Below are 26946 nucleotides of genomic sequence, written 5' to 3'. Positions count from 1 at the left end.
TCTCCGCATGCTCGCATCTGTGCCCAGGCGCAACTTCCGTACCGAGGAGAACGCTGATGAACACCCATGACGATAACCCCGCTGCTCGCCAGAAACGCATCGCAGCCGAACTGCATGTCAGCGCAACGTTCGATGCCACCCACGAGATCGAGCGGCGCGTCGATTTTCTCGCGCACTATTTGCGCGCGAACGGCCTCGCCACCTACGTGCTCGGTATAAGCGGCGGCGTCGATTCGACGACCGCGGGCCGTCTCGCGCAACTGGCCGTCGAACGGCTGCGCGCGGCAAACTACGCGGCGCATTTCGTTGCGATGCGCTTGCCATACGGCACGCAGCACGACGAAGCGGATGCGCAGCAGTCGCTCGCGTTTATTCGCGCGGACGAAGTGCTGACCGTCGACGTCAAGCCCGCCGCCGACGCGATGCTCGCGTCGCTCGACGCAAGCGGGTTGCGCTTCGCAAGCCACGAGCAGCAGGACTTCGTGCACGGCAATATCAAGGCGCGCAGCCGGATGATTGCGCAATACGCGGTGGCGAGCGCGCGCCGCGGCGTCGTGATCGGCACCGATCACGCGGCGGAATCGGTGATGGGCTTCTTTACGAAGTTCGGCGATGGCGGCGCGGATGTGCTGCCGCTGGCGGGCCTGTTCAAGCGGCGCGTGCGCGCGGTCGCACAGGCGCTCGGCGCAACCGACGCGCTCGCGCACAAGGTGCCGACCGCCGACCTCGAAATGTTGCGCCCGCAACGTCCCGACGAAGACGCGTACGGCATCCGCTACGAGGACATCGATGACTTTCTCGAAGGCAAGCCCGTCAGCGACGCGGTGTATCAGACCGTGATGCGTTTTTACGAGGCGACGCGTCACAAGCGCGCGCTGCCTTACACGCCGTTCGACTGGGAAGCGCCTGCGCCCCGGCCGTGAAAACACCACGGCGCACGGCTACACGCTTTTCGGGGGCGGCGCCGGATTTTCATTGAATGGCGTCGCGCTCGCCTGCAACGCCACGCCGCACAGCATTTTGCCGTGCACCTGCTGCGCGATGACATCGCCGACGTAAGGCACTTCCGCATTCAATTCGACATTCGCATACGCGTTCGACGTACCCTGCTCGAACACGGTGACGGTCTTCGCGTAGTGACCGAGCTCGTGCTCGAGAAACTCGCGTACGTCCTGCTCGGAACAGGTCTCGGGAATATTCCAGACGATCAGGTTCATGGAGCTCCCGCGCAACGAAACCCGCGCGGCGATCGCGCCGCGGCCGGGTGCAGGTAAGACGCCGTCATGTCGCACACTCCTTTGAAGTGCCGCATACACTCTCGCCGCGCTTGTCGCATTTGCCGCCTCTATCGCATTCGCATTGCGACAGGCTGCGTGCGAGAACCGTGCCCCGATTGCGCCGACCGGCTTGCGACCTGAGTTCCGACCTGCGTCGCGACCTGAGTGGCGATCCAGGTCGCCACCCGACTCGCGGCGCGCAGCCGGCTGCTCAGTCGTTCGCGTTGTTCGCCACGTTTGACTCGACGTGGTCTGCACTGACCCACCACGCCATCTTGTCGTGCGGGCCGCGCACAAGCACCGCGGACGGGTCGGCCACGCCGTCGTCCGCGATCTCGCAGACGTCGAGGCCTTCCGGCAGGCGCTTCACCGTACCCGCCGCCTCGAACAGCGCGAGCCGTTTCGCGGATAGCGGATACAGCTGGCTGTACACATCGTAGCTGATCGCGGCGGGCGCGTCGCCGCGAATGTGCAGAGGGTCGCCAGTGCGGCATTTGAGCGGCGCGCCGGCCGATGCAAACGCACTGTTCAACATCAGGAAGCCGGATGCCGCGGCAAGCGCGATCAAACTGGTCTTCAGCTTCGTCATAGGTATTCTCCTGATCGGGACCTGCGCATCACGAGCCGTCGTCGTCACCGTCGGTAGTCATGCCGACATGGCCGTCTTCGCACGGCGCGCGGCGCAGGCGTGCATATTGCGCGGGCCAGTCGCCCGCAATCGCCGCCTGAGCAGCGCTCAGGCTCATCTTTCCGGCGCAGACGCAACGCTTCAACTTCGCGGCCAGCAATTCCTTGCGGCGCTCGCCGCGATGCCCGCCCCAAGGCAGCAGATCGAAATTGCTGGTCGCATCGGGCGAGCCGCCCAGCACGATCGGCACGCGCCGGTCCAGCGCATATTCGGTGCTGTCGTCGGCATCGATGCCTCGTTGCGCAAGCAACCGGTTTTTGTGCGCGAGCATTTCGTCGACCGGCGGCGAAACGGTATCTGCATAACCGGGTTTGCAGATGGTGTCCGCCACCGACTGCTGCGTGACGCGCTCGTCGAGCATCGACGCATCCTGCGCGCAAGCTGCGCGCCCATGCAGCGCCGCCGAGATGCAGAGCACAGCGATGGCGGCGCCGCGTGCGCACCGCGCGCCTCGCGCGGCGCGGCATACATGGGCGGCGGGATGATCGGTGGACTCGATACGACTACTGATGCGGTGCGCGTTGCCGCGCCTGTCTGCATTGCCTTCGTTCATTGGTCAGCGCACCGTCGACCGGCACGGATGGGTCAATTCGCAGGCCAATTAAAACATACTCGGCAACCCTGCTGCGAATTCGCCGGCCTGAAAGGCCTCGAATTCAAGCTTGCTTGTGCCTGAAACGATTGTGTCCGCAACCTTTCGCGACGCGCGACCGCTCTTCTATACCTGCTTCTCCGTTCGCTCCAGCTTGCGCGCCTGCAATGCGCGAATGCGTCCCACCGCGGCCGTGTTGCTGACCGCGGACCCGTACATCTGCGCAAGGTCATGCTTGAGCGCGGTACGCGATGCCCCGTCGAGATAGACCATATGACCGGACGGATAAAAGCGCGCGGCCAGATTCTCGCGCACCTGCTGGCTCACGAGCGGCATGCGCTGCAAGTCGATGATGGTTTGATAGAACGGCGTGACAAAATCGTAGAAGCCGTTTGCGGACAGCACCTTCAGATCGATGTTGAGCGCCATCACCGCGGCAAGATCGCCCGCCGTATAGAGCACCACGTTGCCCTTGTCATCGACACCCTTCTGCGCGCCGGTCGGGTCGATGTGTTTGAAGTCCCAGTTCTGGAAAGCCTGGTCGTTGAGATCGGTGAATGCGGAATTCGACGTGAACTTCAGCTGCTCGTTCAGGTACGTGTTCCACATCGTCGTATAGACGCCGGTGACCGCCGTCATGGTCGGGTCGTTGCCACCCGAGTTCGGATCGATCTGCCCGGCAATGCCGGTTTCGATCGCGGTGACGCGGCCGTCGTATGAACCGAGCGCGAGTCCTTTCGATTTCAGCAATGTGGTGAGGAACAGCGAATTGCCGCGGCTATCGTAGGCCGCGATATCGAGACTCCATGCGAGCAGCGTCGCTTTGTCGATGCCGGTGTACTCGCTCAGCCTTTCGACGATCGCGTCGTCCGTGGTTGGGAACTTGCGTAACGCCGCGAGATAGTCGGTCCGGGCAAATTGCGCGACCTCTTCAGTGAAGGCGCCGAGATCGGAGGGTCTCGGCGCGACGCCGAGCTTCTTGTGAAACCACGCGTCCGCTGCGGCGGTGGGCAGCGCGCCGACCGGATTGCCCGCTTGCGTGTAATCGAGAATCGACGACTGCAGCGTGACGCCGTTCAGATCGACACCGTCTTCGTGCAGCCGGTACGCCAGCACGCAACTGCGCGCCGTGCCATACGATTCGCCAAACAGAAACTTCGGCGAGTTCCAGCGATTGTTCTTCGTCAGATAGCGTTTGATGAACTGCTTGATCGAATCCGCGTCCTGATCGACGCCCCAGAAATCGCGGTTCCGGTGCGGCGCGATGGCGGCCGAATAGCCGGTGCCGACCGGATTGATAAAGATCAGGTCGCTCGTGTCGATCAGGCTATCGGGGTTGTCCTCCATCTGATACGGCGCGGGCGGCGTGAAGTTCGGCATCGACGTCTTGATACGCCGCGGCGCGAACGAGCCGAGCAGCACGAAGACCGACGATGAACCGGGCCCGCCGTTATAGAAAAACGTAAGCGGACGCGCTTCTTCTTTCTGGCCGTCCTGCGTGAACGCGACATAGAAGATCTTCGCGTTCGGCTGCGAACTGCTCGGATCGACGGTCACCAGATGTCCGGCCGTCGCCGTGTAGTTGATCTTCTTGCCGCCGATGGTGATCGAATGCTTTGTGATCGCCGCGTTTTCGCTCGAGTCGCTGACCGAATCGTCGGGACCGTTGCCGTACGCGACGGGATCGAAAAAGGGCTGGTCGCCGGCGCGGTGCGGTGTGCTCTCACCCGCCGCCGCAGACGGCGTGTCGGAAGGATGAGGCGACTGCAGACCGCCGGAAGCCGATTCGTTGTTTGCCATGATCGCTCCATAGAATGCGTTACCGTCAGAACCACACCGCGTGCGCCACGGGCCGAGCCTAAAGCGCCGCTGCTACCTTCGCCCCATCGGGACTGCCGAGACCTGTGCAGGCGTCCCACCCCGACACGGCCGCATAACTGCCGTTATTGCCTTGCGTGATGTCGTTGCACACACGCGCCGCCTTGTAGAGCTTCGCGTTGACAAAGCCCGCCGGTTGCCCTTTCGCCGCGTTGATGCGCGCGATCAGGGCGGCCCACAAAGGCGCGACCGCGCTGGTGCCGCCGACCACTGTGTTCTGCCCGCCGATCAGCACGTCGTAGCCGGTCGCAGGCGATGCAACGGCTGCGACATCGGGCACGCCGCGCCTCGCGAGCGGCGTCTTGCCGCCGTGCGAGCCGGCCGCCGACAAACCCTCCTGCCACGCGGGAATCGCAAATGCCGCGCTGACCCCGCCGCCCGTCGCGCCGCCGTTCGCCCCGTCGTTCCAGACGACTTCGCGTGAAATGGCCTGCCCTGACACCTCGACGCTCGTGCCCCCGCACGCGAGCACATACGGGCTCGATGCGGGGAAGTCGACATGGTCGCGCCCGTCGCCGACGCCGTCGCCCGAGCCGCTATCGCCCGATGCCGCGCAGACCGTCACGCCGATTGCCGCGGCCGACTGCAGCACGTCGTTGAACGCCTGCATCGACTGTTTGGTCCACGTCGATTCCGGCGCGCCCCAGCTGATCGAGACGACCGACGGCTTGTGCGTCGTATCGTGCACCGCGCGGCTTATCGCATCGATAAAGCCCGCGTCGCTGTTCGGCGAGAAGTACACGGCGAGGGTCGCGCCCGGTGCGATCGCGCCGGCAATTTCGATATCGAGCGTCACCTCGCCGTCCGGACCGTTCGGGTCGCCGGTCGGATCGTTGCCTGCCTGATCGACACCAATCGACACGACTTTCGGCGCCTTCACGCCGAGGCTCGAAAAATAGGCGTTGAGGTCCGACATGCGATAGCCGCCGCCAAGCTCGACGATGCCGATGCATTCGCCGCCGCCGTCGCCTTGCGGAAAGTGATACAGCGACGCGAGCTGCAACGGCGTGAACGACACCGCGGGCTGCGCACGCGCGGGCCTGAACGGCGGCCGGATGCGAAAGTGCGGACGCGCCTGCGGACGGTTGTCGAGGCCGAGCACGGCCGTGACCACGCCATGCAGGTCGTCGGGCACGCTGATCGCGCCGGTGCGCCCGCGGTAAAGGCCGATCGAGTGATGCTCGTAATGCTGCAGTTGGACGTCGAATGCGGCCTGGAACTGCGCGACGGTGCCGCTCAGAACGACGGTGCGCGCAGCGGCATCTTCACGCACCACATCGAGGCCATGCTGCGCGGCAAAGTCCTTCAGCTTCGCGACGTCCGCCGCCGACGCGCCGAAGCGCTTTTCGAGTTCGTCGCGCGAGATCGGCGTGGCGCCGGGCGCGCCCGACGCGATCCTGCGCACCAGTTGTTCGAACTGCTGTTCGTCCTGGCGGCGCAGCATGACGACCGCTTCGATTTTTTCCGCCGGATCGCATTGGCCGACTACTGTCGACCCTTCCGTGACCGCCCGCTCGCTGCCCGGCAATGGATGCTTGCCCATAGTGTCGCTCTCCTCCATGCGCGGCTCGTGACCGCGCGTTGCAGATGGCCGGCACGCACGGCGCCGCGCGGTATGCCGCGCCGCCCGCTGCCGCATTCGTTTCAGAGATCACGCCGTTCTGTCCGACAAAACCATTCGAACACAGTTCCGGGGTGCACAACAATCGGCCGAATGGCCTACTGTCGGCGCTGCGTCACAAGGGTTATGATGCTGCCGCGATACACCAGCGAAGCACGCCGCAGTCGCGGCGCATGCAATCGCTCATCGTTAAAGCATCGGTGCTGTAAGCCAGAAAAATCCACGGAGAATACCCATGACCACCATTTCGATGTATCAGGCATCAGTGCCTGTGCTGATTCGCGGCCTCAACAATCTGCTGGCCATTCTTGGCAAGGGTCAGGCGCACGCGGCCGAGAAGCAGCTCGATCCGTCGGTGCTGCCGGGCTCGCGTCTCTTTCCGGACATGCTGCCGCTCGCCCGTCAGGTGCATATCGCAACTGACGGCGCGAAAGGCTGCGCGGCGCGCCTCGCCGGCGTCGAGCCGCCGAAGTACGACGACGTCGAAGTATCGTTCGACGAACTCGCCGCCCGCATTGAGAAAACGATCGCGTATCTGAAGGAGTTCAAGCCCGAGCAGATCGATGGCAGCGAAGCGCGGCCGATCTCGCTGAAAATGCGCAGCGGCCCGGTCGAGTTCACGGGCATCCAGTTTCTGACGGGCTTTGTGCTGCCGAACTTCTATTTCCACGTGACGACGGCGTACAACATCCTGCGTCACAACGGCGTCGAAGTCGGCAAGATGGACTATCTCGGCAAGCCGAATAGTTAAGCGTTGAGCTGACCGCGCACGGCGGTCAATGGAAGGTGCGGCGTGAGTCGATCGCGCCGCGCCTCGCCGCAAGGCGAATCAAATGCGCGGCTGGAACGCGATCACGCTCATGCCGGCAAGCGTCAATGCGGCGCCGGCGAAATCCCAGACAGTCGGCCGCATCTGCTCGACCACCCAGAGCCATAGAATCGCAACCGCGACATACACGCCGCCATAGGCCGCATAGACGCGGCCCGCCGCCGCGCCATGAAACGTCAGCAGCCAGGCGAACACCGCGAGGCTCAACGCGCCGGGCACGAGCAGCCACGCTGAGCCGCCGTCCTTCAGCCAGCGCCATGGCAAATAGCAGCCAAGAATTTCCGCGAGCGCGGTCACGACATAAAGCAACAAGGTCTTCATCGGGAAAAAGGGGCGATTGAAAAACCGCGCGGCGATCAGGGTTGACGCCGCGGCATTAGCGCGCAAATGGCTGGAACGCGAGCTGCATGCGAATGCATGCGCGCGCTGCCCCGCAGTCTATCGTCTTTATTAAGACAATCACTTTGCGGCAGGCGGCGGCGCCATGCGACAGTCAGCGCTGTCCGTTTTTGTCTGAACGGCTTTTTCTACTGCCCTTTTTCTACCGGCCTGCCCATGAGCGTCAAATCACCGTGCATCGACATCTGCAAGTTCGACGGTAAGACCGGCTTTTGCGTCGGTTGCTTGCGCACACGGGATGAATGCAAGTCCTGGAAGAAGATGAAGGACAAGCATCGCCACAAGATCATCGAAGAAAAATCGAAGCGCGCGGCGATGCTAAAGAAGTAAGCGCTGCCGAAGCGGCCACGGCCGAGCCGGCCACTAGCGTTCAGTCGAGCGACAGGCGCAGCGCGAAGCCGATCAGCGCCGCCGAGAACGTCCAGCGCTGCACCGTTTGTGCGAGCGGATGCGCGCGTACCCACGTGGAGATGCGCGCGGCGCCGATCGTATAGACCGCGTCGAAGGCCGCGCATACGAGGACCAGCACAACGCCCAGCTCGATCACCTGCGACCAGATCGGCCCGGCTTCCGGACGCACGAACTGCGGCAGCAACACCGAGCAGAACAGCAAGGCCTTCGGGTTCAGCAGATTCGTGAAGAGGCCCTTCACGTAGGCAGTCCGCAAGCTCTGATGTGCCACGAGCCGCCCGTCCGCATCGGGCATCGCGAACACCGGCGAGCGAAAAATCTGTATGGCCACCCAGGCGAGATAGACGGCGCCGCCGTAACGCACGCATTCATAGAGCCACGGCGCATTGCGCAGTAGCGCGGCAACGCCGCACGCGGACAGCGTGACATGCAGCGCGCGAGCTGTCGCCAGACCACAGGCGACACCGAAGCCATGGCGCGTGCCGCGCGCGATCGTCGTTTGCAGAACCAGCGCCATATCGGGCCCCGGCAGCGCGCAGACGACGGCGAGCGCGGCAATAAACAGAACGAGCAGATGAGCGGAAATCATGTCGGCCTTCATCGTGAAGTTGCGGTATCGATGGCCTTCATATTGCCCGCGTTGTGCGAGGGAATTCTGGCGTTTTTCAACGAATTCTAGCCGCCGCATGGTGCTTTGCCCTAAAATTACTTCATCTTTTAGCGCCTTCCACTATCATGGACGACCTCGACAAAATCGACCGCGCCCTGCTCGCCGCGCTGCAGACCGATGGCCGCATGCCCAACGCGAAGCTCGCCGAAACTGTGGGCTTGAGCGAAACGCCGTGCGCGCGGCGGCTCAAGCGGCTCGAAAACGACGGCTTCATCGAACGCTATCGCGCCGTGCTGTCGCGCCGCGCGTTGGGTCTCGGCGTCTTTGCGTTCGTCTACGTGCGCTTTGCAGTGCACGACAAGACGCTCGCGAACCGCTTCGAGCGCGAGGTCCAGGCGATACCGCGCATCCTGTCTTGTCACAACGTGGCGGGAACCGCCGACTATGTCATGCAGGTGGTCGCGCGCGACCTCGACGACTACGGCACGTTCATGCGCGACCAGGTGCGCACGCTGCCGGGCGTGACATCGATCGAGTCGGCGCTGTCGCTGCGCGAGGTGAAGTCGCCTGGCGCGTTGCCACTGTTGTGATCCGCGCGCGCACGCAGCAGCACAGCACACGAGGCGTGAAGCGTGAGGCGGCGCTTTGATCGCACGCAACGCGAGTGGCATAGTGAACGCCGCGTCACGGGCGTCACGTGGCCTGACGTCGCGCCGCGCGATGCCGCACCGCGCCGTGGCCCACCAGCGGCCGCGGTACATCGACGAACCACATCGAAGCACCACATCAACGCGGCACATCGACGCAGTACATTGACGCGGTACGTCGACGCCGCACATCAACACCACCCATCAACACAGCACCCGAACCACAGCACCCGGAGCCCCCGAACATCATGAACCCCGAACAGGCACGAGCCGAAGAAACGCGCGCAATGGAACGCGTAGTCGCAGCGACGCAGCAAGTGCAGACGGACTTCGCCGCCTTGCAGTCACAATTCCCACCGGCCGGCAGCGGCCGTCCGTCGCAGATCGCCCTGCAGACGTTCGACGCCGCGCTGCAGGAGCTCGAGGACGCGCAAGCCGCCTTCGACGAAATGCTCGGCGAACTGCTTGACGGCAACCGCTGAGCCGATAGGCTCACGCCTTTCCTGCTGGTCATGAATCGTTGAGCGCGCGGCAAAGCCGCGCGCCATCAAGTCGGTAACGGCGACAGACAGTTAGTTGCGTTGCAAACGTCGTCGAAATAATTCCCTTTGCGCCATTTGGCCTGGAATCAAGCCAGACCCCTTCCCCAGAATGGCTTTCAAACATATCGCAAAATTCCGATATAAGATTCGGCACCTGACGATGTAACTGCGTTGCACTGAAATCGGGCTCTCCTCAACAACGGGAGTCCATAAGGTCCGACGGCCCACTCGATGAACCTGAAGCAGTCCCGATGACGATCGATATCGACGCGATCCACAAAGCGCTCGCGAACCCCGTGCGCCGCGAAATTCTCGCGAAGCTGCGCGACCCCGAACGGCACTTCCCCGACCAGGAGCTGCCGCACGAGTTCGGCGTGTGTGCGGGAAAGATCGACGAGTGCTGCGGCCTCTCGCAATCGACGGTTTCCGCGCACCTCGCCGCCCTCCAGCGCGCGGGGCTCGTCACGTCGAAGCGGGTCGGCCAGTGGATCTTCTTCAAGCGCAACGAGGAAGTCATCAAGGCGTTCATCGAGCAGATGAACACCGGCCTCTGACTTCAGACGCACGCATGCGCAACGCCAGCTGAACCGCAGTTGAACTCATAGCCACGGGCTCACGCCCACAAGACAAAGGTGAACCCCTCATGCCGACGCTTTTCGATCCGCTCAAGATTGGCGATCTCACGCTCAAGAACCGCATCATCATGGCGCCGCTCACGCGCCAACGCGCCGGCGATATCCGCGTGCCGAACGCGCTGATGGCGCACTACTACGCCGAGCGCGCATCCGCCGGGCTGATCCTTTCGGAGGCGACTTCGGTCACGCCGCAAGGCGTCGGCTACGCGGACACGCCGGGCATCTGGTCCGACGAGCAGGTGGAAGGCTGGAAGCTCGTGACCGACGCCGTGCACAAGGCCGGCGGCCTGATCTTCCTGCAGCTTTGGCACGTGGGCCGCGTGTCGGATCCGCACTTCCTGAACGGCGACCTGCCGGTCGCGCCGAGCGCGATCGCGCCGCAAGGCCATGTGAGCCTGCTGCGTCCGCAGCGTGCGTTCGTCACGCCGCGCGCGCTCGACATCTCCGAAATCCCGGGCATCGTGGCCGCCTATCACCGGGGCGCGGAAAACGCGAAGAAGGCCGGCTTTGATGGCGTGCAAGTGCACGGCGCGAACGGCTATCTGCTCGACCAGTTCCTGCAGGACAGCACGAACAAGCGCACCGACGCGTACGGCGGCCCGATCGAAAATCGCGCGCGGCTCATGCTCGAAGTGGTCGATGCGTGTATCAACGTGTGGGGCGCCGACCGTGTCGCCATGCATCTCGCGCCGCGCGGCGACTCGCATACGATGGGCGACTCGAACCCGGTCGCGACGTTCGGCTATGTCGCACGCGAGCTTCGCAAGCGCAAGATCGCGTTTATCGCAGCCCGCGAAGCGCTCGGCGACGACCGCATCGGACCCACGCTGAAAGACGCATTCGGTGGCCCGTATATCGCGAACGAGAAGTTCACGAAGGAAACCGCGCAACAGGTGCTCGACGCCGGCGAAGCCGACGCGGTGGCATGGGGCAAGCTGTTTATCGCGAATCCGGATCTGCCGCGCCGCTTCGAACTGAACGCGCCGCTCAACGAGCCGGATGCGTCGACGTTCTATTCGGAAGGCCCGAAGGGTTACACCGACTATCCGCCGCTCGAAGCTGCTTAAGATCAAGCGCAAACTGCGAGCGCAACGGCGCCGCACATGCGCTCGAAAGCAAAGCACGCCTGGACTCGTTCCGGGCGTGCTTTTTTGTCAGCCATCGGCATCAATCGGGATTGGGCGGATACACCGGCGCGCGATTCCGAAAATAGATGCCATGCGGCGAGCGTCCCACCGCAATGGTCGAAACGAGCTTGCGCGTGGGCAGATCGATCACGCCGACATGCCGCGAAAAGCGGAACGTCACCCACAGAAAGCGCCGGTCCGCGGACAGTTCCATATCGTCGGGTCCCGGCATCAGGTTGTCGATTTCGCCGACATTCTGCAGCGTCGCGTAGTCGAGAATGCTGATGGTGTTGGCCACACGATTGGTCACCGCAACGTGATGGCCGTCGTCGAGATTGCGGAAGTTGTGCGCGCCGCGCCCCGTGTGAATCCGCTTCACCACCGCATGCGCGTGCGGGTCCACCACCACGACATCGTCTTCGCCCGTCATGCCGACCAGCAGGTCGCGATCGCCGGGCGTCATCCACAGCCCCGCGGGATCGCGCCCGACCGGAATCTTCCAGTCGACCGACTGCGTGGCCAGATCGATCGCCGCCAGTTCGCCCGAGTCCTGCAAGGTCACATAGACGGTGCGCGCGTCCGACGAGAACGTCAGATGGCTCGGCGTCTTCGCGAGCGCGATGCGCTTCGCGAGCGTCAGGTTCTGGCCGTCGTACCGGTAGATGTCGACGCGATCGAGCCGCAGCGCCGCCGTGACGAACCAGCGATGGTCGGGCGAAAAGCCAAGCTGATATGGGTCTTCGATATCCTGCAGCACGCGTTGCACGGCGGCGTTCGCCGGGTCGACGAACATCAGGCTGTTCGATACCGAGTTGGCGACGATCAGCGATTTCTGGTCGGGCGTAATCATCAGATGATGCGGCTCTTTCCCGGTGTTCTCGGTGCCGACCACCTGACGCGTCGCTTCGTCGATCAGCGACAGTTGCGCTTCGCCTGAGTCGAGCACGATGACCCTGTCAGGACTCGCTTGCGATGCCGGTTGCGGATTCTGTATCGCCTGTGCGGCGCCCGCGAATAGCGCCATACCGAGCATGGCGATGTGTGTCACGAATGTCTTCAATTGGAGGAGGTAAAAATTATGCGCGCGCTGGCCAACCATTGGCAAACGCGTCACTATGCGCGAGCGCCAACCTCCGTGCCAAGCCCCGTTACACTGATGTCCTTTGCCTGACGCGGCCTTGCGCCAGCTTTCAATCCGAGACACGCCGATGGACCCGCTGCATCTCCTGCAAATCGCGCTTCACTTCGACCAGCATCTGCCGTCGCTGATCGCGCAATACGGCACCGCGGTCTACGCGATGCTGTTCGCAATTGTGTTCGTCGAGATCGGCTTTCTGCCGCTCTTCTTTCTGCCCGGCGATCCCTTGATCTTTATCTGCGGCGCGTTCGCCGCGACCGGCGCACTCGATGTCCGGCTCGTCGTGCCGGTGCTGTTCGCGGCGACGGTCGCGGGCAGCATCGTCTGCTATCTGCTCGGGCGCGCGCTCGGCGAAAAGGTCTACAGCGCCGACTATCGATGGCTGGACCGCCACGCGCTGCGCAGCGCGCACGCATTCTATGAGGCGCGCGGCGGCTATACGTTTCTGCTCTCGCCGTTCATCGCGGTGGTGCGCACGTTCGCACCATTCGTCGCCGGCGTCGCGCGCATGACATTTGCGCGTTTCGCGTCGTTCGTGGTGGCCGGCGCGGCGCTGTGGATCGGGTCGCTGGTCGCGGGCGGTTATCTGTTCGGCAATGTGCCGCTCGTGCGCGACCATATGAGTTCGATCGTGCTGCTGGGCATCGCACTTGGCGTCGGGTCGCTGCTCGTCGGTGCGCTGTGGCGTCGTGTGAACGCGTACCGGCGCGGATAAAAAGCGCGGGCCAGTCGTACACCATCGCGCACCATCGCGCATCCGGTTCGTCACCGACGCGCAGCGCACAATCGCACGCGCATCCCGCCGCTATAATGAACCGCCCCTCAAACTGACTTACCGCCGCGGAACAAGCATAAGCAAGAACCCAATCCCGCAGATGCGTCCCGTCGTCTGAAACAAAGTCAGAAGCAAAGTCCGACGCACACTGACGGTCGTAAGGAACGATCAACCGGAGACATCCCGATGGCTTTGTCTGGTTTGCTTGTCTTTGCACTGGCGCTGGTCGTTGCGGCCGGCTCCCCCGGACCCAGCATTGCCGCACTCATTGCACGCGTGATGACCAGCGGACTGCGCGACGTGCTGCCGTTTCTCGCGGCGATGTGGCTCGGTGAAGCGCTCTGGCTCGGTTGTGCGGTCGCCGGTCTCGTGGCACTCGCGCATACGTTCGCGGCCGTGTTCGTCGCGCTGAAAATCGCCGGTGTCGCCTACCTGCTCTATCTCGCCTGGAAAATGTGGCGCGCGCCCGCCGACGTACGCGAAAGCCCGTTGCCCACCCAGCGATCGCCGTGGCGCATGTTCGGCGCGGGGCTCGCGGTCACGCTCGGCAATCCGAAAATCATGGTCTTCTATCTCGCGCTTCTGCCGACGCTCGTCGATCTGTCGCATATCGGCGCGCTCGCTTGGCTCGAGCTGACGCTCACCATGCTCGTCGTATTGAGCGCGGTCGATCTCGGCTGGGCGCTCGCCGCCGCGCGCGCCCGCAAGCTGCTGACAAGCCGCCGCGCCGTGCGCATCGCGAACCGCGCGAGCGCGACGATGATGGCGGGCGCCGCCGCGGCCATCGCCACGCGCTAAGCGGCGCGCGACCCGAATTTGCCCCGATGAATCCGCCGCCGATGAATCCGCTCAATTCGTTTGCCCAGTTGTCGCGCTCGGCGATGTTTTCGCTCGGCCGCGAGCTCGCCGCGTGGAAGCCGTCGACGGAACGCGCGCTATTCGGCGCCGAGGCGGTGCTGTCGGTCGTGCTCTCGGTGGCGCTCGCGCACGCGCTGCACCTGAGCTACACATGGTGGGCCGCGATCAGCGGCTTCGCGGTGATGCAGACGAGCTTCAACGGATGCCTCGAGCGCGGCACCTATCGCATCCTCGGCACGCTTGTCGGCGCGCTGATCGGCACCGTCATCGGGCCGCTGATCGGCGACCGGCCGTGGCTGTTCATTCCGCTGCTCGGCGTAGTCGGCGGCTTCGCCGTGTACTGGGGCAATGGCGTGGTCGCTTCCTATGCGTGGCTGCTCGGCGGCATCACGTTTCTGCTGGTCACCTACGAAGCGCACAGCCTCGGGTCGATGGAGGCGACCGCATCGTTCGCGGTGCTGCGCGTCGCGGAGGTGCTGATCGGCACGCTCTCGTGTGTCGTCGTGTCGGGGCTTTTCCACGTCGCGATCCAGTGGTATCGACGCAAGCGCGCCGGCGACGCGGCGCCGGCGTCCGCGGCGGCGGCCGCCACGCCGCCATTGCGCGAGCTGCGTGCCGCGCGGATGCTGCTCGGTTTGCAAGCGGGGCTGTCCGTGTCGATCATCGCCTCGCTGACCTACACGCTGAATTTGCCCGGCTTCGCGCAGGCGCTTGTCACCGTCGCTGCCGTGATGGTGTTGCCCACCGCATCGCTGACGAGCCGCGACCAGAAACCGGTCGTGCAGAAGATGGTGCAGCGCCTCGCGGGATGTCTGCTCGCCGGCGCGCTCGGCATCGCGCTGCTGCCGCTGATGAACGGCAGGGAAATTCCGTGCCTCATCGTGCTGTCGTGCGGTATCTGGATCGGCTGCCATGTGCAGACCGGCAGCGCGGGCGCCAGCTATGTCGGCCGGCAATTCACCATCGCGTTCATCATGGTGTTCGTGCAGGACCATCACTGGTCGGCGGACCCGCTGCCGGCGCTGATGCGGCTCGAAGGCATTCTGATCGGCATCGTCACGCTCGGTGCGGTGATGTTCGCGACGGCGAACGTGCCGTTTCTGCCGTCCTCGGACGAAGCGAGCCCGTAGCGCGAAGGCCGCTCAACGTCCCCTACTTCCCTTCCGTCTCACGCGCCTTTTCCGCCGCAGCCTTGTAGTCGTACGTCGGATAGAACTCGGTACGGTATCCGCCCCACGCGGTTTCCTCGAGCACGCGATTGACCTCGCGCAGCCGGTTCGCCGGCACGCGCAGCGTCACGACCTGGCCGATGCCCATCATCACGTACCACGACACCACTTCGATGCCCGGCGGCGGAAACGCCTTGTAGAACCCCTGCTTCGCGAGCTCCTTGTTGATCTCGGGCAGCGTCTTCGACTGGTCGTGCTTGAGGAAGACCGTGAGCAGAAAGGTGCCGTCGCCGGCCGGCGTCGCTGTCGGCGCGCCGCCCGGCGCCGTTTGCGCGAACGCGGGCGCCGCGCTCGCCACCGCAGCCAGCAGACCGAGCGTCGTGATCAGCTTTCGAACTGGGTACATCGACTTCTCCTGGAAACGTGGATTGGGGTGGTTGCAGCAGCGGTCTTTATACCGGAATCGCGCGTGCGTTGCCGCCCCGTTTTAATCACGTTTTAGGAAAGCAGAAGCCGAAGTCTTCACAACCGGGGCAGCCTGGCGCGGGCCCCGGCGTGCGCCCTTTCTCGAGCGCGACCTGCTCCGCGAGAAAACGCTTCCAGCGCAGATTGTCGACGTTGCGCGCGACGAGCTTCGGATAGTGGCGCGTCATGACATCAGTGACGTCGTCACGGCCATCGAGCCCGAGATCGCGCCACAGGTGATCACCGCGCAGGCACGCAGTCGAGATGATCGTCGCGAGACACCACGCGTCGATCGCGCTCGCGACCGGCGGCCGCTCATGGCGCAGCAACAACGTGCGCAGATCGTCGACGAAGCGCTGATGCTGCGTCGCGTCAGGATGTTCGGGGAACGCTTCGAGCGGCATGGCGCCCGTGAACACCGCATCGGGGAAATGACGCCCGGTCAGCGCGCCAAGCGTGTCGCGCGGCACCCCGAGGTCCTGCATCTCGCCGCTGGCGAGCTTCGCGCCGATCAGCCGCGCGAACATGACCGTGTCGGCTCGCGCGCGGTTGACCGCGTGATCGAGCAGGCTTTGTACGCACGCGTCGCGCGGCGTAGGCGCGTCATCGTTGGGCAAGGTCATTGTCGCCACACCTCGCATTTTCCCGCAGTTTTTCTCGCAATTTTTGTTTCAGTACCCGGCAATCGGCGTCACGGATGACCGCTTCCGCGTATACCGCGCCTCGACTCGTCAGCACAATACGCCGAAAATGCGGGCTCAGCGACTCCTGCAGTAAAAATGCGCCGGCCCATGCGCCGATTCGCAAACGCGGGCGCACGGCGCGCAATGCGCATTAAATAATTGCAAGCCAGCGTCGATAACCAGTAAAGGAGTCATCTACCGCGGAATTTGCCATGCCGAGCTCGTATAACTTTGCACTCGTCGCGTTGTCGATCGTCGTCGCGACACTCGCGTCCTACACGGCACTGGACCTCGCGGGCCGCATCACGCTGCAGGCGGTGTTGCGCCAGCGCCGCGCCTGGCTCGCGGGCGGCGCCGCCGCGATGGGCGTCGGCATCTGGTCCATGCACTTTATCGGCATGCTCGCGTTCTCGCTGCCGATCCCGCTCGGCTACGACCTGCCGATCACCGGCGCCTCGCTCGCGATCGCCTTCGTCGTGTCGTACTTCGCGCTCGCGGTCGTCACGCGGCGCACGCTGTCGCGCCCGCGGCTGATCGCCGGCGGCGTGCTGATGGGCATCGGCATTGCCGGCATGCACTACACGGGCATGGCCGCGATGCGCATGGAACCGGGCATCCACTATCGCCTCGGGCTGCTCGCCGCCTCGTTGGCGATTGCGGTCGCGGCGTCGATCGCCGCGCTGTGGATCGCGCACACGCTGCGCGATTCGAACCAGCGCCGCATCATCGTCAAAAGGATCGGCGCGGCCGCCGTGATGGGCATCGCGATCACCGGCATGCACTACACGGGCATGGCCGCCGCCGACTTCGCGCCGGGTGCGATCTGCGGCGCCGTGCAAGGCGGGAACCCGAGCGTGAACGCGGGAGAACACGCGCAGTGGCTGGCGACCACCGTCATTCTGTTCACGTTCGCGATTCTCGTCGTCACGCTGCTGCTGTCGCGCTTCGACGCGCGCGCCACCTTGCTGGTGGGCTCCGTCACGACGCTGAACAATCAGATCGTGCGACTCGCGACCTACGACACGCTGACCGGCCTGCTGAACCGCAGTTCGCTGACCGAGCGGATCGGCCGCGCGATCGACCTCTCGCGGGCGCGCCAAAAGCCGTTCGCGATTCTGTTTATGGACCTCGACGGCTTCAAGACGATCAACGATTCGCTTGGCCACGCGTTTGGCGACGAAGTGCTGAAGGCCTTCGCGCTGCGCCTCCTGCAATGCGTGCGCGCGTCGGATACGGTCGCGCGGCTGGGCGGCGACGAGTTCGTGATTCTCGCCGAAGACCTGAATTCCGCGCAGGACGCCGCGCAGATGGCCGACGGCGTCCTTGCGCGCATGCGCGACGGCATCGTGGCCGAGGGCCAGCCGCTGCAGGTCATGCCGAGCATCGGTGTGGCGCTGTTCCCGCAGGACGGCGACAGCGTCGACGCGCTGCTGCGCCACGCGGACGCGGCGATGTACGAAGCGAAGCGCGAAGGACGCGGCATCTACCGCTTCTTCGAAGCCCGCATGAACGAGGCCGCAATGCGCACGCTGAAAATCCAGCGTGCGTTGCACGACGGCCTCGGCAAAAACTATTTCTCGCTGCATTTCCAGCCGAAATTCCGCAGCGACAACGGCGAGGTGGCGGGCGCCGAAGCGCTGTTGCGGCTCGATCATCCGGAATTCGGCCAGCTTGCGCCGGTCGATTTCATTCCGATCGCCGAGCGTTCGGGCCAGATCGTGCAGATCGGCTACTGGGTGGTGCGCGAAACGTGCCGTCAGATCCGGCGCTGGGAAGCGGCAGGCCTGCCGCCGACCAAGGTCGCGGTCAACCTGTCGCCGCGCCAGCTGATTCAGCCCGAACTCGTCCCGACGATTCTCGACATCACGCGCGCCGAACAGGTCGCGTGCGAGCAACTGATGTTCGAAATCACCGAAAGCGTCGCAATGCAGGACGCGCCGAAAACCATCGCGACAATCCATCAGTTCCAGCAGGCCGGCTTCGAGATCTCGATCGACGACTTCGGCACCGGCTACTCGAGCCTTGCGTACCTGCAGCGGTTTCGCGTCAAGCAGCTGAAAATCGACCGCTTCTTCACGAACGGCCTCGACGACAACGGCCACGAAGGCCAGGCGATCGTGTCGGCGATCATCGCGCTCGCGCATTCGCTCGAGATGGACGTGGTGGCCGAAGGCGTCGAAACGGAGTCGCAGTACGACAAGCTCAAAGACATGCATTGCGACGAAATGCAGGGCTTCCTGCTTGGCCGGCCGCTGACCGCCGATGCATTCGGCGCGCTGATGCACCAGCAGATGCGGACCAATCCCGGCGCGTCGGCGCTTTTGAACTGAGCGGCAAGCCGAGCGGGAAACTGAGCTGGACACTGAGCCGGAAGCCGCGGCCGCCGCGCCGGTCGGACGAACCCGTCTTAATATTTTCTTGACTTCGGGCGTCAGCGCATTAATATACGCATCGCGTATATCCGCCGACAAAATCTGAACGACGGTCCGACCGGACGAGGTGCCCGAATGAGCGTTCCGCAACAAGCCTTCCTGCGCGATGCGATGCGTCGCATGAATCTGACGCGCGACGGCTTCGCCAGCCGCATCGGCGTATCGCGCCGCGCCCTCGATACCTGGCTCCTGCCCGACGACTCGCAGGAATCGCGCGCGATGCCGGAAATCGTCGAGCGCTTCGTCTCGGAAATCGTCGTGAATGGCGATGCGCCCGAAGGATATACGCAAAGCGTAGATTCGCGCCGCCCGACGCTGGCGAGCCAGATTCTGTTCGAAGGCAAGCCGCAGCTGCTGTCGGTCGACCAGTTTTCGCGCGAGTCGGTCGAGGCGCTGTTTCGCGTCGCGGACATCATGCAGCCGATTGCACGCCGCCGGAAAATCTCGCGCGTGCTCGAAGGCGCGGTGCTCGGCAATCTGTTCTTCGAGGCGAGCACGCGCACGCGCGTGAGCTTCGGCGCGGCGTTCTGCCGGCTCGGCGGTTCGGTATGCGATACGACAGGCTTCACGTTTTCGTCGATGGCCAAGGGCGAATCGATTTACGACACGAGCCGCGTGATGAGCGGCTATGTCGACGCGCTTGTGATTCGTCATCCGGAGCAAGGCTCGGTGGCAGAATTCGCGCGCGCGACCAACGTGCCGGTGATCAACGGCGGCGACGGTCCCGGCGAGCATCCGAGCCAGGCACTGCTCGACCTGTACACGATCCAGCGCGAGTTCTCGCGGCTCGGGAAAATTGTAGACGGCGCGCATATCGCGCTGGTCGGCGACCTCAAGTACGGGCGCACCGTGCATTCGCTCGTGAAGCTGCTCGCGCTCTACCGCGGCATCAAGTTCACGCTGATCTCGCCGCCGATGCTCGAAATGCCGGCCTATATCGTCGAGCAGATCTCGCGCAACGGTCATGTGATCGAGCAGACGCACGACCTGACCAGCGGCTTGCGCGGCGCGGACGTCGTCTACGCGACGCGGATCCAGAAAGAACGCTTCACCGACGAATCGTTCGAAGGCTACACGCCCGATTTCCAGATCAACCAGGCGCTCGTCGACAGCGCATGCGGCCCCGACACGCTGATCATGCACCCGCTGCCGCGCGACAGCCGCCCCGGGGCGAACGACCTTAGCACCGACCTCAACCACGATGCGCGGCTCGCGATTTTCCGGCAGACCGACAACGGCATTCCGGTGCGCATGGCGATTTTCGCGGTGTTGCTCGGCGTCGAGACGCTGGTTCCGCATTCGATGCGCGACGCGGCATGGCGTCCGCCTGCGTATCTCGGTCCGGACGACGCGGTGTTTCACGGCATCGATTGACGGGTGAGCGCGCGCAATCACGGCGCGCTTCGACCGTCAGTTCACAAACCCGCAACACGGCACACGCGGCACACGCGGCCGGCAGCGGGCGGCATACCCAATGCCGAGCCGCCACCTCCTCCCTTCGCCTTGCCGCGCGCTTCACGCCACGTCGAGTTCTTCGCTCGGCCGATACAACGCGTTGCAACCCGCGATCGCCTCCAGCGCGAAATCGACGAACGAACGGACCTTCGGCGAAAGCTGCCTCAGGGTCGGATAGATGATGTGCACCGTGCGCCGCGGCGTGTTGTAACCGTCGAGCACGCGCTCGAGCTTGCCCGTGCGCAGATAGTCGGCCGCGACATAGCTGTGCACATAGACGATGCCGGAGTCGGCCAGCGCCGCGTCGATCAGCGCATCGCACTGATCGACCACCTGGCGTGCCGAATCGCCGACGCGCACGGTCCAGTCGCGGTTCGCCGATATGAAGTGCCAGTCGCGGCAGCGTCGCGTATCGGGCGACATATACGCCACGCAATCGTGCTCGCCGAGATCGTCAGGAGTCCGAGGCCTGCCGCGCTCGTTCAGATACTCGGGGCTCGCGCATGCCACCCAGTGCGCAAAGCCGACCTCGCGTGCAATCAGACGGCTCGACGGCAAATCGCCGATGCGTACCGCGATATCGAAGCCTTCCTCGATGATGTCCAGCATTACATCAGAGAAACTCGTTTCGATCGTAATGCCGGGAAACTGCCGCTTGAAAGCAACCAGCGCGGGCATCAGAACCGACCGGCCGAACGACATCGGCGCGGCGATCCGCAAACGGCCCGACGGCACCTGGGCGGACTGTTGCAAGGCCGCTTCCGCTTCCTTGAGTCCGGCGAGAATCTCGCGGCACCGGTCGAAAAACACCGATCCTTCCGCGGTGAGCCCGACGCTTCGCGTCGAGCGATGCAACAACACGACACCGGTTTGCGATTCGAGCCTGCTAACCGCCTTGCTGACGCCGGAAGCCGTCAACCCCATCTGTTTGGCTGCGCCGGTAAAACTCCTGGCTTCAGCGGCACGCACAAACGCCTCAACGGCAGACAAATCCATCTCGTCCTCAACAAATCGGCGAAAGCCTTCTCATATAAAGCAGGCCTCGGCATCGTTAGCAGATTGCTGGTCTGATGCGACGTGAATTTTACGGAACATAACCGCAATAACAATCGGGCTTCCATTCATGACAGAGTTGACATCGATTCACCTATCACTCTGTCTTAGCCGTCGCGCATATTACTTAGCGCTTCAAGCAAAGCCTTTCACGTCGCATGCAAATCACGCGGGTGCGGGGCGTCAGCGGCCACCTCGTTCGCATCACGAAGCGACACGCAAGATCATTTTCCCGCACCGGCATGCACGTAGTTCCAACTCAGTGGTGGCGATACAGGTTGACCGGATGGGCCCGCCCGAGATCGGCGCTATCGAAGCGTGCGCCAGCCTGCGAGCTGCCGACCGTCGAACCGCCATACGACGCCGCCGCTGCATTCGCATTCGCGGTGGAATCCGCGCCGGTGTTCGCGCCGCTATTTGCGCCGGAATTCGCGCTGCTATTCGCGCTGGCATCCACATTGGCTGCCTGGTTGTTCGCCGCCTCCCGCGCCAGCTTTTGCGCGGCCTTGTTCGCGACGTAGACCGCCGACGGATCCCAGCCGGGCTCCGGATAGTGCACCTTGCTCGTCGGATACGTCCCGTTCTGCTCGGCTGCGATCAGCTCGGCGCGGACCTGCGCGCGGGTCAGCGGCGCGTTGTCCGCAGCATGGCCGACAAGCGGAAGGACAACGAATGAAGCAATAATCAGAGCCTTGTTCAAGCGATTCATCGCAAATCCCCTTTCAGTTTGGTCAGTACCGTCTGCGACGGCATGGGTTGAACTTTAGGGGTGTGCCCGATGGGCGTGAATGGCGCGTCGGCTCATGAAACTGCTCGATCGGCTCACGGGTTTTAGCGGAAGGCGACCGATGCATTCGACGAATGCGGTCCCGATTCGAAGAGGGTCCGCAACAACAAGGTCTTATGCGGCATACATACAGCATTCGGAACAGGCGACGTACTGGCAATGCCCGCATGCAAGGCCGCGTTTTGCATTTAGCGGTGCATTCGGCCGTGCATCCGGCCGTGCATTCTTTCCATCTCTGTCTAACACGGCTGTCATGACGCGCGCTCCATGTGAACTTTGACTTTCAAACGCGCAAGACTATGGTGCGCCTATTTACTTTTGACTTTGTTGAGTGCAACGTGCTGTGTGCTGAGGCATGTGCAGTTTCCGGCTTCCGTATTCGTCCTTCCGCTGTTGCCCGCCGGGGCTTTCATGCAGCTTGCGCGTCGCGCACGCTGTGACACGCTCGCGCGTCGGGCGCGGGGCATCGAAATTGCTGTTCCGATTGCTGTCCCGTTATCTATCGCTATCGCCTATCGCCTGTTGTGGCGTGCTCGCGTTCGATGCAGCCCGTCGGATCCTTCGCGAGTTCGCAACGACCTTTCCTGGAGCAAGCAGAACACCATGTTCAAGGATCACGCTCTCGACCACGAGGATGCGCATAACGACGCTGCCGGCGCCTCCGGCACATCATCCCCCGAGCAACCCTCGCGCCGCCGTTTCCTGCAATCGGCCGCGGCCGCCGCGACCGTCGGCGCCGCCCCGCATCTGCGTGCCCAGACCCAACCCACGCCACCCGCTCAACCCGGCGCCGCGCCGGCCCCGCAGTTCGCGCCGGTTCCCGCGCGGCCCGTGAAGCTCGACATCAACGGCCGGGAATACACGCTGCAACTCGAGCCGCGCGTGACGCTGCTCGACGCGCTGCGCGAATACGCGGGCCTGATGGGCACCAAGAAAGGCTGCGATCGCGGGCAATGCGGCGCGTGCACCGTGCTCGCGGACGGGCGCCGCATCAATGCGTGCCTGACGCTTGCGGTCATGCATGAAGGCGAAAAGATCACGACTATCGAAGGCCTGGCGCAAGGCGGCACGCTGAGCCCGCTGCAGCACGCGTTTATCGAGCACGATGCATTTCAATGCGGCTACTGCACGCCCGGCCAACTGTGTTCGGCGACCGCGATGCTCAACGAGTTCGGCGCCGGCACGGCAAGCACCGTTACCGCGGACGTGCGCCGCCGCCCGGCGCAACTGACCGACGACGAGATCCGCGAGCGCATGAGCGGCAACATCTGTCGCTGCGGCGCCTATGCGAACATCGTCGCCGCGGTGCGCGCGGCGAACGGCGGCGGCACACCCGGCAGCAATGCCGGCAATGGCAGCAGTAGCAATAGCAGTAACACCAGCGCCGGCAACCTCGACAGCAGCGATACCGCCAGCTTCGCCCCCACCCGCATCCCCACTCACGCATAACGGAGCGCTCATGGACCCGATCTCCTATGAACGCGCTGCCGACGTGAACGGCGCGTTACGCTCCGCGCAGGAGCCTGGCTCGATGTATATCGGCGGCGGCACGAACCTGCTCGACCTGATGAAAGGCGGCGTCTCGCGGCCGATGCGGCTGATCGACATCACGCGCATCGGTGGCAGCCTCGATACGGTCGCGACGCTGCCCGACGGCGGGCTGCGCATCGGCGCGCTCGTGCGCAACACCGACGCGGCCAATCACGCGCTCGTGCGCGAACGGTACCCGTTGCTCACGCAAGCGTTTCTCGCGGGTGCGTCGCCGCAACTGCGCAATATGGCGACGGTCGGCGGCAATCTGATGCAGCGCACGCGCTGCCAGTACTTCTACGACACCGCCTTCGCGCAATGCAACAAGCGCCTGCCCGGCAGCGGCTGCGCCGCGCTCGAAGGCCTGAACCGCACGCACGCGATTCTCGGCGCGAGTCCGCAATGCATCGCCGTGAATCCGTCGGATATGAGCGTCGCGCTTGCGGCACTCGATGCGGTCGTGCGCGTACGCGGACCGAGCGGCGAACGCACCGTGCCGATCGGCGAGTTTCATCGTCTGCCCGGCGACCGCCCCGACATCGATACGACGCTGCAGATGGGCGAGCTGATTCTGGCGGTCGATCTGCCGCCGCCGCTCTTCAGCGACCATGCGCATTACCTGAAGGTGCGCGACCGCGCGAGCTACGCCTTCGCGCTCGTCTCGGTGGCGGCCGCGCTGCAGATGGACGGCAATACGGTCAAGGACGCGCGCATCGCGCTTGGCGGCGTGGCCCACAAACCGTGGCGCTCGCACGCCGCGGAACAGGTGCTGAACGGTCATCCGCTGACCGCTGCGAACTTGCGCACCGCTGCCTCGGCCGCGGTCGCCGACGCGCGTGCGCAGCGCGACAACGCGTTCAAGATCGAACTTGCGCAGCGCGCGATCGTGCGCGCGGTCAACCAGGCTGCAGGCCGCGCGGGAGGTGTCGCATGAATATGATCGGCTACCCGCTCGACCGCACCGACGGCGTGCTCAAGGTCACCGGCGGCGCGCGTTATGCAGCCGAGTTTCCCGAGGCACGGCTCGCGCATGCGGTGCTCGTCACGAGCACGATTGCGAGCGGCACGATCGCGTCGATCGATACGCGCCGCGCGCAGTCGCTGCCCGGTGTGCTGCTCGTGATGACGTACCAGAACGCGCCGCGCCTGCCGCAACAAGGCCAGGCAGGCTTCGCGCCGCCCGCGGGCCGGCGCCTTTCGCTGTTGCAGGACAATCAGGTGCACTACAGCAACGAGCCGGTCGCGGTCGTCGTCGCGGATACGCTCGAACATGCGACCGACGCCGCGCATCAGTTGCGTATTGCGTATCAGAACCAGCCGGCCGCGCTCGACTTCACGCAGGCGAAAGCGCGCATGCATGCGCCTGACAATCCGCAAGGCCGTCAGACCGACACGAAGCGCGGCGATTTCGACGCAGGCCTGCGCGAAGGCACGGTGCGTGTCGACGCGGTCTACACGACGCCGATGGAAACGCACAATCCGATGGAGCCGCACGCGACCATGGCCGTCTGGGACGGCCCGCATCTGACGCTCTACGACTCGACGCAAGGCGTGACCGGCGCGAAGGTCGCGGTCGCGAAAGCGCTCGGCCTGCCGCCCGACAACGTGCGCGTGATCTCGCCGTTTATCGGCGGCGGCTTCGGCTGCAAGGGCTCGTCCTGGTCGCATGTCACGCTGTGCGCGATGGCCGCGAAGCAGACGGGCCGCCCCGTGCGGCTCGCGCTCGAGCGGCCGCAGATGTTCGGGCCGGTCGGCGCGCGGCCGCGCACCGAGCAGCACTTCGTGCTCGCCGCGAAACCCGACGGCACGCTGACCGCGATGCGTCACGACAGCATCTCGAGCACGTCGATGATCGAAGACTGGACCGAGACCTGCTGCATGGTCACGCGCATGCTGTACGCGGTGCCGAATCAGGTCACGACGCACCGCCTCGTGCAGATGAACGTCGGCACGCCGACCTTCATGCGCGCACCGGGCGAAACGACCGGCTCGTTCGCGCTCGAATCGGCGATGGACGAACTCGCGGTCGCGCTGAACATGGACCCGCTCGAGTTGCGTCTGAAAAACTACGCAGAGGTCGACCCGCAGGAAGGCAAACCGTGGTCGAGCAAGGCGCTGCGCACCTGCTACGAAGTCGGCGCGCAACGCTTCGGCTGGGCGCGCCGCAGCCGCGCGCCGCGCTCGATGCGCTCGGGCAATACGCTGATCGGCATGGGCATGGCGACCGCGACGTATCCGGCGAACCGCAGCGAGGCGTCGGCGATCGCGCGCATCCTGCCCGACGGCACCGCGTTCGTCGCGTCCGGCACGCAGGATATCGGCACCGGCACCTACACGGTGATGACGCAGGTCGCCGCTGACGCGCTGGGCTTCGAGACGCAGAACATCCGCTTCGCGCTCGGCGATTCGACGCTGCCCAACGCGCCGGGCTCGGGCGGCTCGCGCTCGGCCGCGAGCGTGTCGCCGGCCGTGCGCGACGCGTCGACGCAGGTGCGCAACAAGCTGATCGCGCTCGCGCTGGCCGACAAGGCGTCGCCGGTCTTCGGCACCGACCTCGCCGACGTCACCGTCGAAAAAGGCTGGGTGGTGAGCCGCAAGGATCCGTCGAAACGCGATCCGGCCGCCGCCGTGCTCGCACGCGCGGGCGGCCAGCCGATCGAGGCGACCGCCAGCGCGAAATCGGGCGACGAGCGGCAGCGCTATTCGTTTCACTCGTTCGGCGCCGTGTTCGCGGAAGTGCATGTCGACGCGGACCTCGGCACGATTCGCGTGGCGCGTGTCACGGCCGTCTACGATATCGGCCGCGTGCTCAACGAGAAGACCGCGCGAAGTCAGTTGATGGGCGGCATCGTGTGGGGCATCGGCGCGGCGCTCGAGGAAGAAAGCACGCTCGATCCACGAGTCGGCCGCATCACGAATGCGAATCTGGCCGAGTACCACGTGCCGGTCAATGCGGACGTGAATGCGCTCGATGTCGTTATGCTCGATGAAGCCGATCCGTATATCAGCCCGCTCGGCGTGAGAGGCATCGGCGAGATCGGCATTACCGGCGTGCCGGCCGCGATCGCGAATGCGGTCTATCACGCGAGCGGCGTGCGCGTGCGCGATTTGCCGATCACGCTCGACAAGGTGATGCCGGGCGCACAGCGGCACTTCGTCTAGCGCGGGCGGGTTTCAACATCGTTCGACACCCGGACACCCGGACACCTGAACGACTGGTCCCCTGCACACAGCGGCACTTCGCGTCGCGCGAGGTCGCCGCTTGCAGCGCCGGCGAACGTCGTCGGCATCGCAAGCGGAGTGTGCAAGCGGTACGGTTATGCGACTTGCGTGGCACACCGGTTG

Annotated in this window: 28 protein-coding genes; 16 read left to right on the top strand and 12 right to left on the bottom strand. The window is 64.5% G+C overall.

Annotated features, from left to right (window positions below):
- Positions 1-56 precede the first annotated feature (56 nt).
- Positions 57-923, top strand: coding sequence for an ammonia-dependent NAD(+) synthetase (nadE, locus tag KZJ38_RS30275; protein WP_219800755.1), 867 nt, complete (start codon positions 57-59; stop codon positions 921-923).
- A gap of 18 nt (positions 924-941) precedes the next feature.
- Here the strand turns inward: nadE and KZJ38_RS30270 are convergent, their stop codons facing one another.
- The 5 genes from KZJ38_RS30270 to KZJ38_RS30250 form a co-directional block, all read right to left on the bottom strand.
- Positions 942-1217 (bottom strand): RNA-binding protein, encoded by a 276-nt coding sequence (locus KZJ38_RS30270; protein WP_219800754.1) that lies wholly within the window; start codon positions 1215-1217, stop codon positions 942-944.
- Between the two features lie 271 nt (positions 1218-1488).
- Positions 1489-1812 carry a hypothetical protein gene (locus KZJ38_RS30265; protein WP_246642082.1) on the bottom strand — a complete coding sequence of 108 codons (324 nt, stop codon included), beginning with the start codon at positions 1810-1812 and terminating at the stop codon, positions 1489-1491.
- Positions 1813-1894: 82 nt separating this feature from the next.
- Positions 1895-2518, bottom strand: a complete 624-nt coding sequence (locus tag KZJ38_RS30260; protein WP_219800753.1) for a hypothetical protein — start codon at positions 2516-2518, stop codon at positions 1895-1897.
- A gap of 165 nt (positions 2519-2683) precedes the next feature.
- Positions 2684-4357, bottom strand: coding sequence for a S10 family peptidase (locus tag KZJ38_RS30255; RefSeq protein ID WP_219800752.1), 1674 nt, complete (start codon positions 4355-4357; stop codon positions 2684-2686).
- 58 nt (positions 4358-4415) lie between these two features.
- Complete coding sequence (locus tag KZJ38_RS30250; RefSeq protein ID WP_219800751.1) at positions 4416-5978, bottom strand: S53 family peptidase; 1563 nt, start codon at positions 5976-5978, stop codon at positions 4416-4418.
- A gap of 44 nt (positions 5979-6022) precedes the next feature.
- On the opposite strand from KZJ38_RS30250, the gene KZJ38_RS30245 reads away from it, so the two are divergent.
- Both KZJ38_RS30245 and KZJ38_RS30240 read left to right on the top strand, forming a co-directional pair.
- The gene (locus KZJ38_RS30245) at positions 6023-6265 is read left to right on the top strand and encodes a hypothetical protein (RefSeq protein WP_219800750.1); all 243 of its coding nucleotides are present in this window, start codon (positions 6023-6025) and stop codon (positions 6263-6265) included.
- 26 nt (positions 6266-6291) lie between these two features.
- Entirely contained in the window at positions 6292-6807 is a 516-nt protein-coding gene (locus KZJ38_RS30240; RefSeq protein WP_219800749.1) for a DUF1993 domain-containing protein, read from the top strand.
- A gap of 78 nt (positions 6808-6885) precedes the next feature.
- On the opposite strand, the gene KZJ38_RS30235 is transcribed toward KZJ38_RS30240, so the two are convergent.
- Positions 6886-7206, bottom strand: coding sequence for a YnfA family protein (locus KZJ38_RS30235; protein WP_219800748.1), 321 nt, complete (start codon positions 7204-7206; stop codon positions 6886-6888).
- 234 nt (positions 7207-7440) lie between these two features.
- Between KZJ38_RS30235 and KZJ38_RS30230 the strand changes: the two genes are divergently transcribed.
- On the top strand, positions 7441-7614 hold the full coding sequence (locus KZJ38_RS30230) for a DUF1289 domain-containing protein (RefSeq protein WP_219803714.1): 174 nt from the start codon (positions 7441-7443) through the stop codon (positions 7612-7614).
- Positions 7615-7654: 40 nt separating this feature from the next.
- Here the strand turns inward: KZJ38_RS30230 and KZJ38_RS30225 are convergent, their stop codons facing one another.
- The gene (locus tag KZJ38_RS30225; protein ID WP_219800747.1) at positions 7655-8284 is read right to left on the bottom strand and encodes a LysE family translocator; all 630 of its coding nucleotides are present in this window, start codon (positions 8282-8284) and stop codon (positions 7655-7657) included.
- 146 nt (positions 8285-8430) lie between these two features.
- On the opposite strand from KZJ38_RS30225, the gene KZJ38_RS30220 reads away from it, so the two are divergent.
- The 4 genes from KZJ38_RS30220 (at position 8431) to KZJ38_RS30205 (ending at position 11196) form a co-directional block, all read left to right on the top strand.
- Entirely contained in the window at positions 8431-8895 is a 465-nt protein-coding gene (locus KZJ38_RS30220; protein WP_219800746.1) for an Lrp/AsnC family transcriptional regulator, read from the top strand.
- A gap of 305 nt (positions 8896-9200) precedes the next feature.
- Positions 9201-9434, top strand: coding sequence for a hypothetical protein (locus KZJ38_RS30215; protein WP_219800745.1), 234 nt, complete (start codon positions 9201-9203; stop codon positions 9432-9434).
- Between the two features lie 311 nt (positions 9435-9745).
- A complete protein-coding gene (locus tag KZJ38_RS30210; RefSeq protein WP_219800744.1) occupies positions 9746-10048 on the top strand; it encodes an ArsR/SmtB family transcription factor in 303 nt (100 codons plus the stop codon).
- A gap of 89 nt (positions 10049-10137) precedes the next feature.
- Complete coding sequence (locus KZJ38_RS30205) at positions 10138-11196, top strand: alkene reductase (protein WP_219800743.1); 1059 nt, start codon at positions 10138-10140, stop codon at positions 11194-11196.
- 100 nt (positions 11197-11296) lie between these two features.
- On the opposite strand, the gene KZJ38_RS30200 is transcribed toward KZJ38_RS30205, so the two are convergent.
- Positions 11297-12280, bottom strand: a complete 984-nt coding sequence (locus KZJ38_RS30200) for a YncE family protein (protein WP_246642081.1) — start codon at positions 12278-12280, stop codon at positions 11297-11299.
- A 184-nt stretch (positions 12281-12464) separates the two neighbouring features.
- Here KZJ38_RS30200 and KZJ38_RS30195 point away from each other — a divergent pair, with 184 nt between their 5' ends.
- From KZJ38_RS30195 to KZJ38_RS30185, 3 genes are all read left to right on the top strand, one after another.
- Positions 12465-13109, top strand: coding sequence for a VTT domain-containing protein (locus tag KZJ38_RS30195; RefSeq protein ID WP_219800742.1), 645 nt, complete (start codon positions 12465-12467; stop codon positions 13107-13109).
- A gap of 246 nt (positions 13110-13355) precedes the next feature.
- Positions 13356-13967 carry a LysE family translocator gene (locus KZJ38_RS30190; protein ID WP_219800741.1) on the top strand — a complete coding sequence of 204 codons (612 nt, stop codon included), beginning with the start codon at positions 13356-13358 and terminating at the stop codon, positions 13965-13967.
- Between the two features lie 26 nt (positions 13968-13993).
- Entirely contained in the window at positions 13994-15157 is a 1164-nt protein-coding gene (locus KZJ38_RS30185) for an FUSC family protein (RefSeq protein ID WP_246641838.1), read from the top strand.
- 22 nt (positions 15158-15179) lie between these two features.
- On the opposite strand, the gene KZJ38_RS30180 is transcribed toward KZJ38_RS30185, so the two are convergent.
- Positions 15180-15602: a hypothetical protein gene (locus KZJ38_RS30180; RefSeq protein ID WP_219800740.1), complete on the bottom strand. Its 423-nt coding sequence runs from the start codon at positions 15600-15602 to the stop codon at positions 15180-15182.
- Positions 15603-15687: 85 nt separating this feature from the next.
- Positions 15688-16284, bottom strand: a complete 597-nt coding sequence (locus KZJ38_RS30175; protein ID WP_219800739.1) for a nitrogen fixation protein NifQ — start codon at positions 16282-16284, stop codon at positions 15688-15690.
- Between the two features lie 272 nt (positions 16285-16556).
- Between KZJ38_RS30175 and KZJ38_RS30170 the strand changes: the two genes are divergently transcribed.
- A complete protein-coding gene (locus tag KZJ38_RS30170; protein WP_219800738.1) occupies positions 16557-18674 on the top strand; it encodes a putative bifunctional diguanylate cyclase/phosphodiesterase in 2118 nt (705 codons plus the stop codon).
- Between the two features lie 177 nt (positions 18675-18851).
- Positions 18852-20150, top strand: a complete 1299-nt coding sequence (locus tag KZJ38_RS30165; RefSeq protein ID WP_219800737.1) for an aspartate carbamoyltransferase — start codon at positions 18852-18854, stop codon at positions 20148-20150.
- 141 nt (positions 20151-20291) lie between these two features.
- Here KZJ38_RS30165 and KZJ38_RS30160 read toward each other — a convergent pair whose 3' ends face one another.
- A complete protein-coding gene (locus tag KZJ38_RS30160) occupies positions 20292-21227 on the bottom strand; it encodes a LysR family transcriptional regulator (protein ID WP_219800736.1) in 936 nt (311 codons plus the stop codon).
- 316 nt (positions 21228-21543) lie between these two features.
- Complete coding sequence (locus KZJ38_RS30155; RefSeq protein WP_219800735.1) at positions 21544-21993, bottom strand: DUF4148 domain-containing protein; 450 nt, start codon at positions 21991-21993, stop codon at positions 21544-21546.
- A gap of 681 nt (positions 21994-22674) precedes the next feature.
- On the opposite strand from KZJ38_RS30155, the gene KZJ38_RS30150 reads away from it, so the two are divergent.
- From KZJ38_RS30150 to KZJ38_RS30140, 3 genes are read left to right on the top strand one after another with little or no spacing between them, the layout of a single operon-like run.
- Complete coding sequence (locus tag KZJ38_RS30150) at positions 22675-23520, top strand: 2Fe-2S iron-sulfur cluster-binding protein (RefSeq protein ID WP_219800734.1); 846 nt, start codon at positions 22675-22677, stop codon at positions 23518-23520.
- Positions 23521-23530: 10 nt separating this feature from the next.
- A complete protein-coding gene (locus KZJ38_RS30145) occupies positions 23531-24535 on the top strand; it encodes an FAD binding domain-containing protein (protein WP_219800733.1) in 1005 nt (334 codons plus the stop codon).
- Positions 24532-26763, top strand: a complete 2232-nt coding sequence (locus tag KZJ38_RS30140; RefSeq protein ID WP_219800732.1) for a xanthine dehydrogenase family protein molybdopterin-binding subunit — start codon at positions 24532-24534, stop codon at positions 26761-26763. The genes KZJ38_RS30145 and KZJ38_RS30140 overlap by 4 nt, the downstream gene beginning before the upstream one ends.
- Positions 26764-26946 lie beyond the last annotated feature (183 nt).

This window comes from Paraburkholderia edwinii, assembly GCF_019428685.1.
GTDB classification, from domain to species: Bacteria; Pseudomonadota; Gammaproteobacteria; order Burkholderiales; family Burkholderiaceae; genus Paraburkholderia; species Paraburkholderia edwinii.
This window is presented reverse-complemented; position numbering and strand designations above follow the sequence as displayed.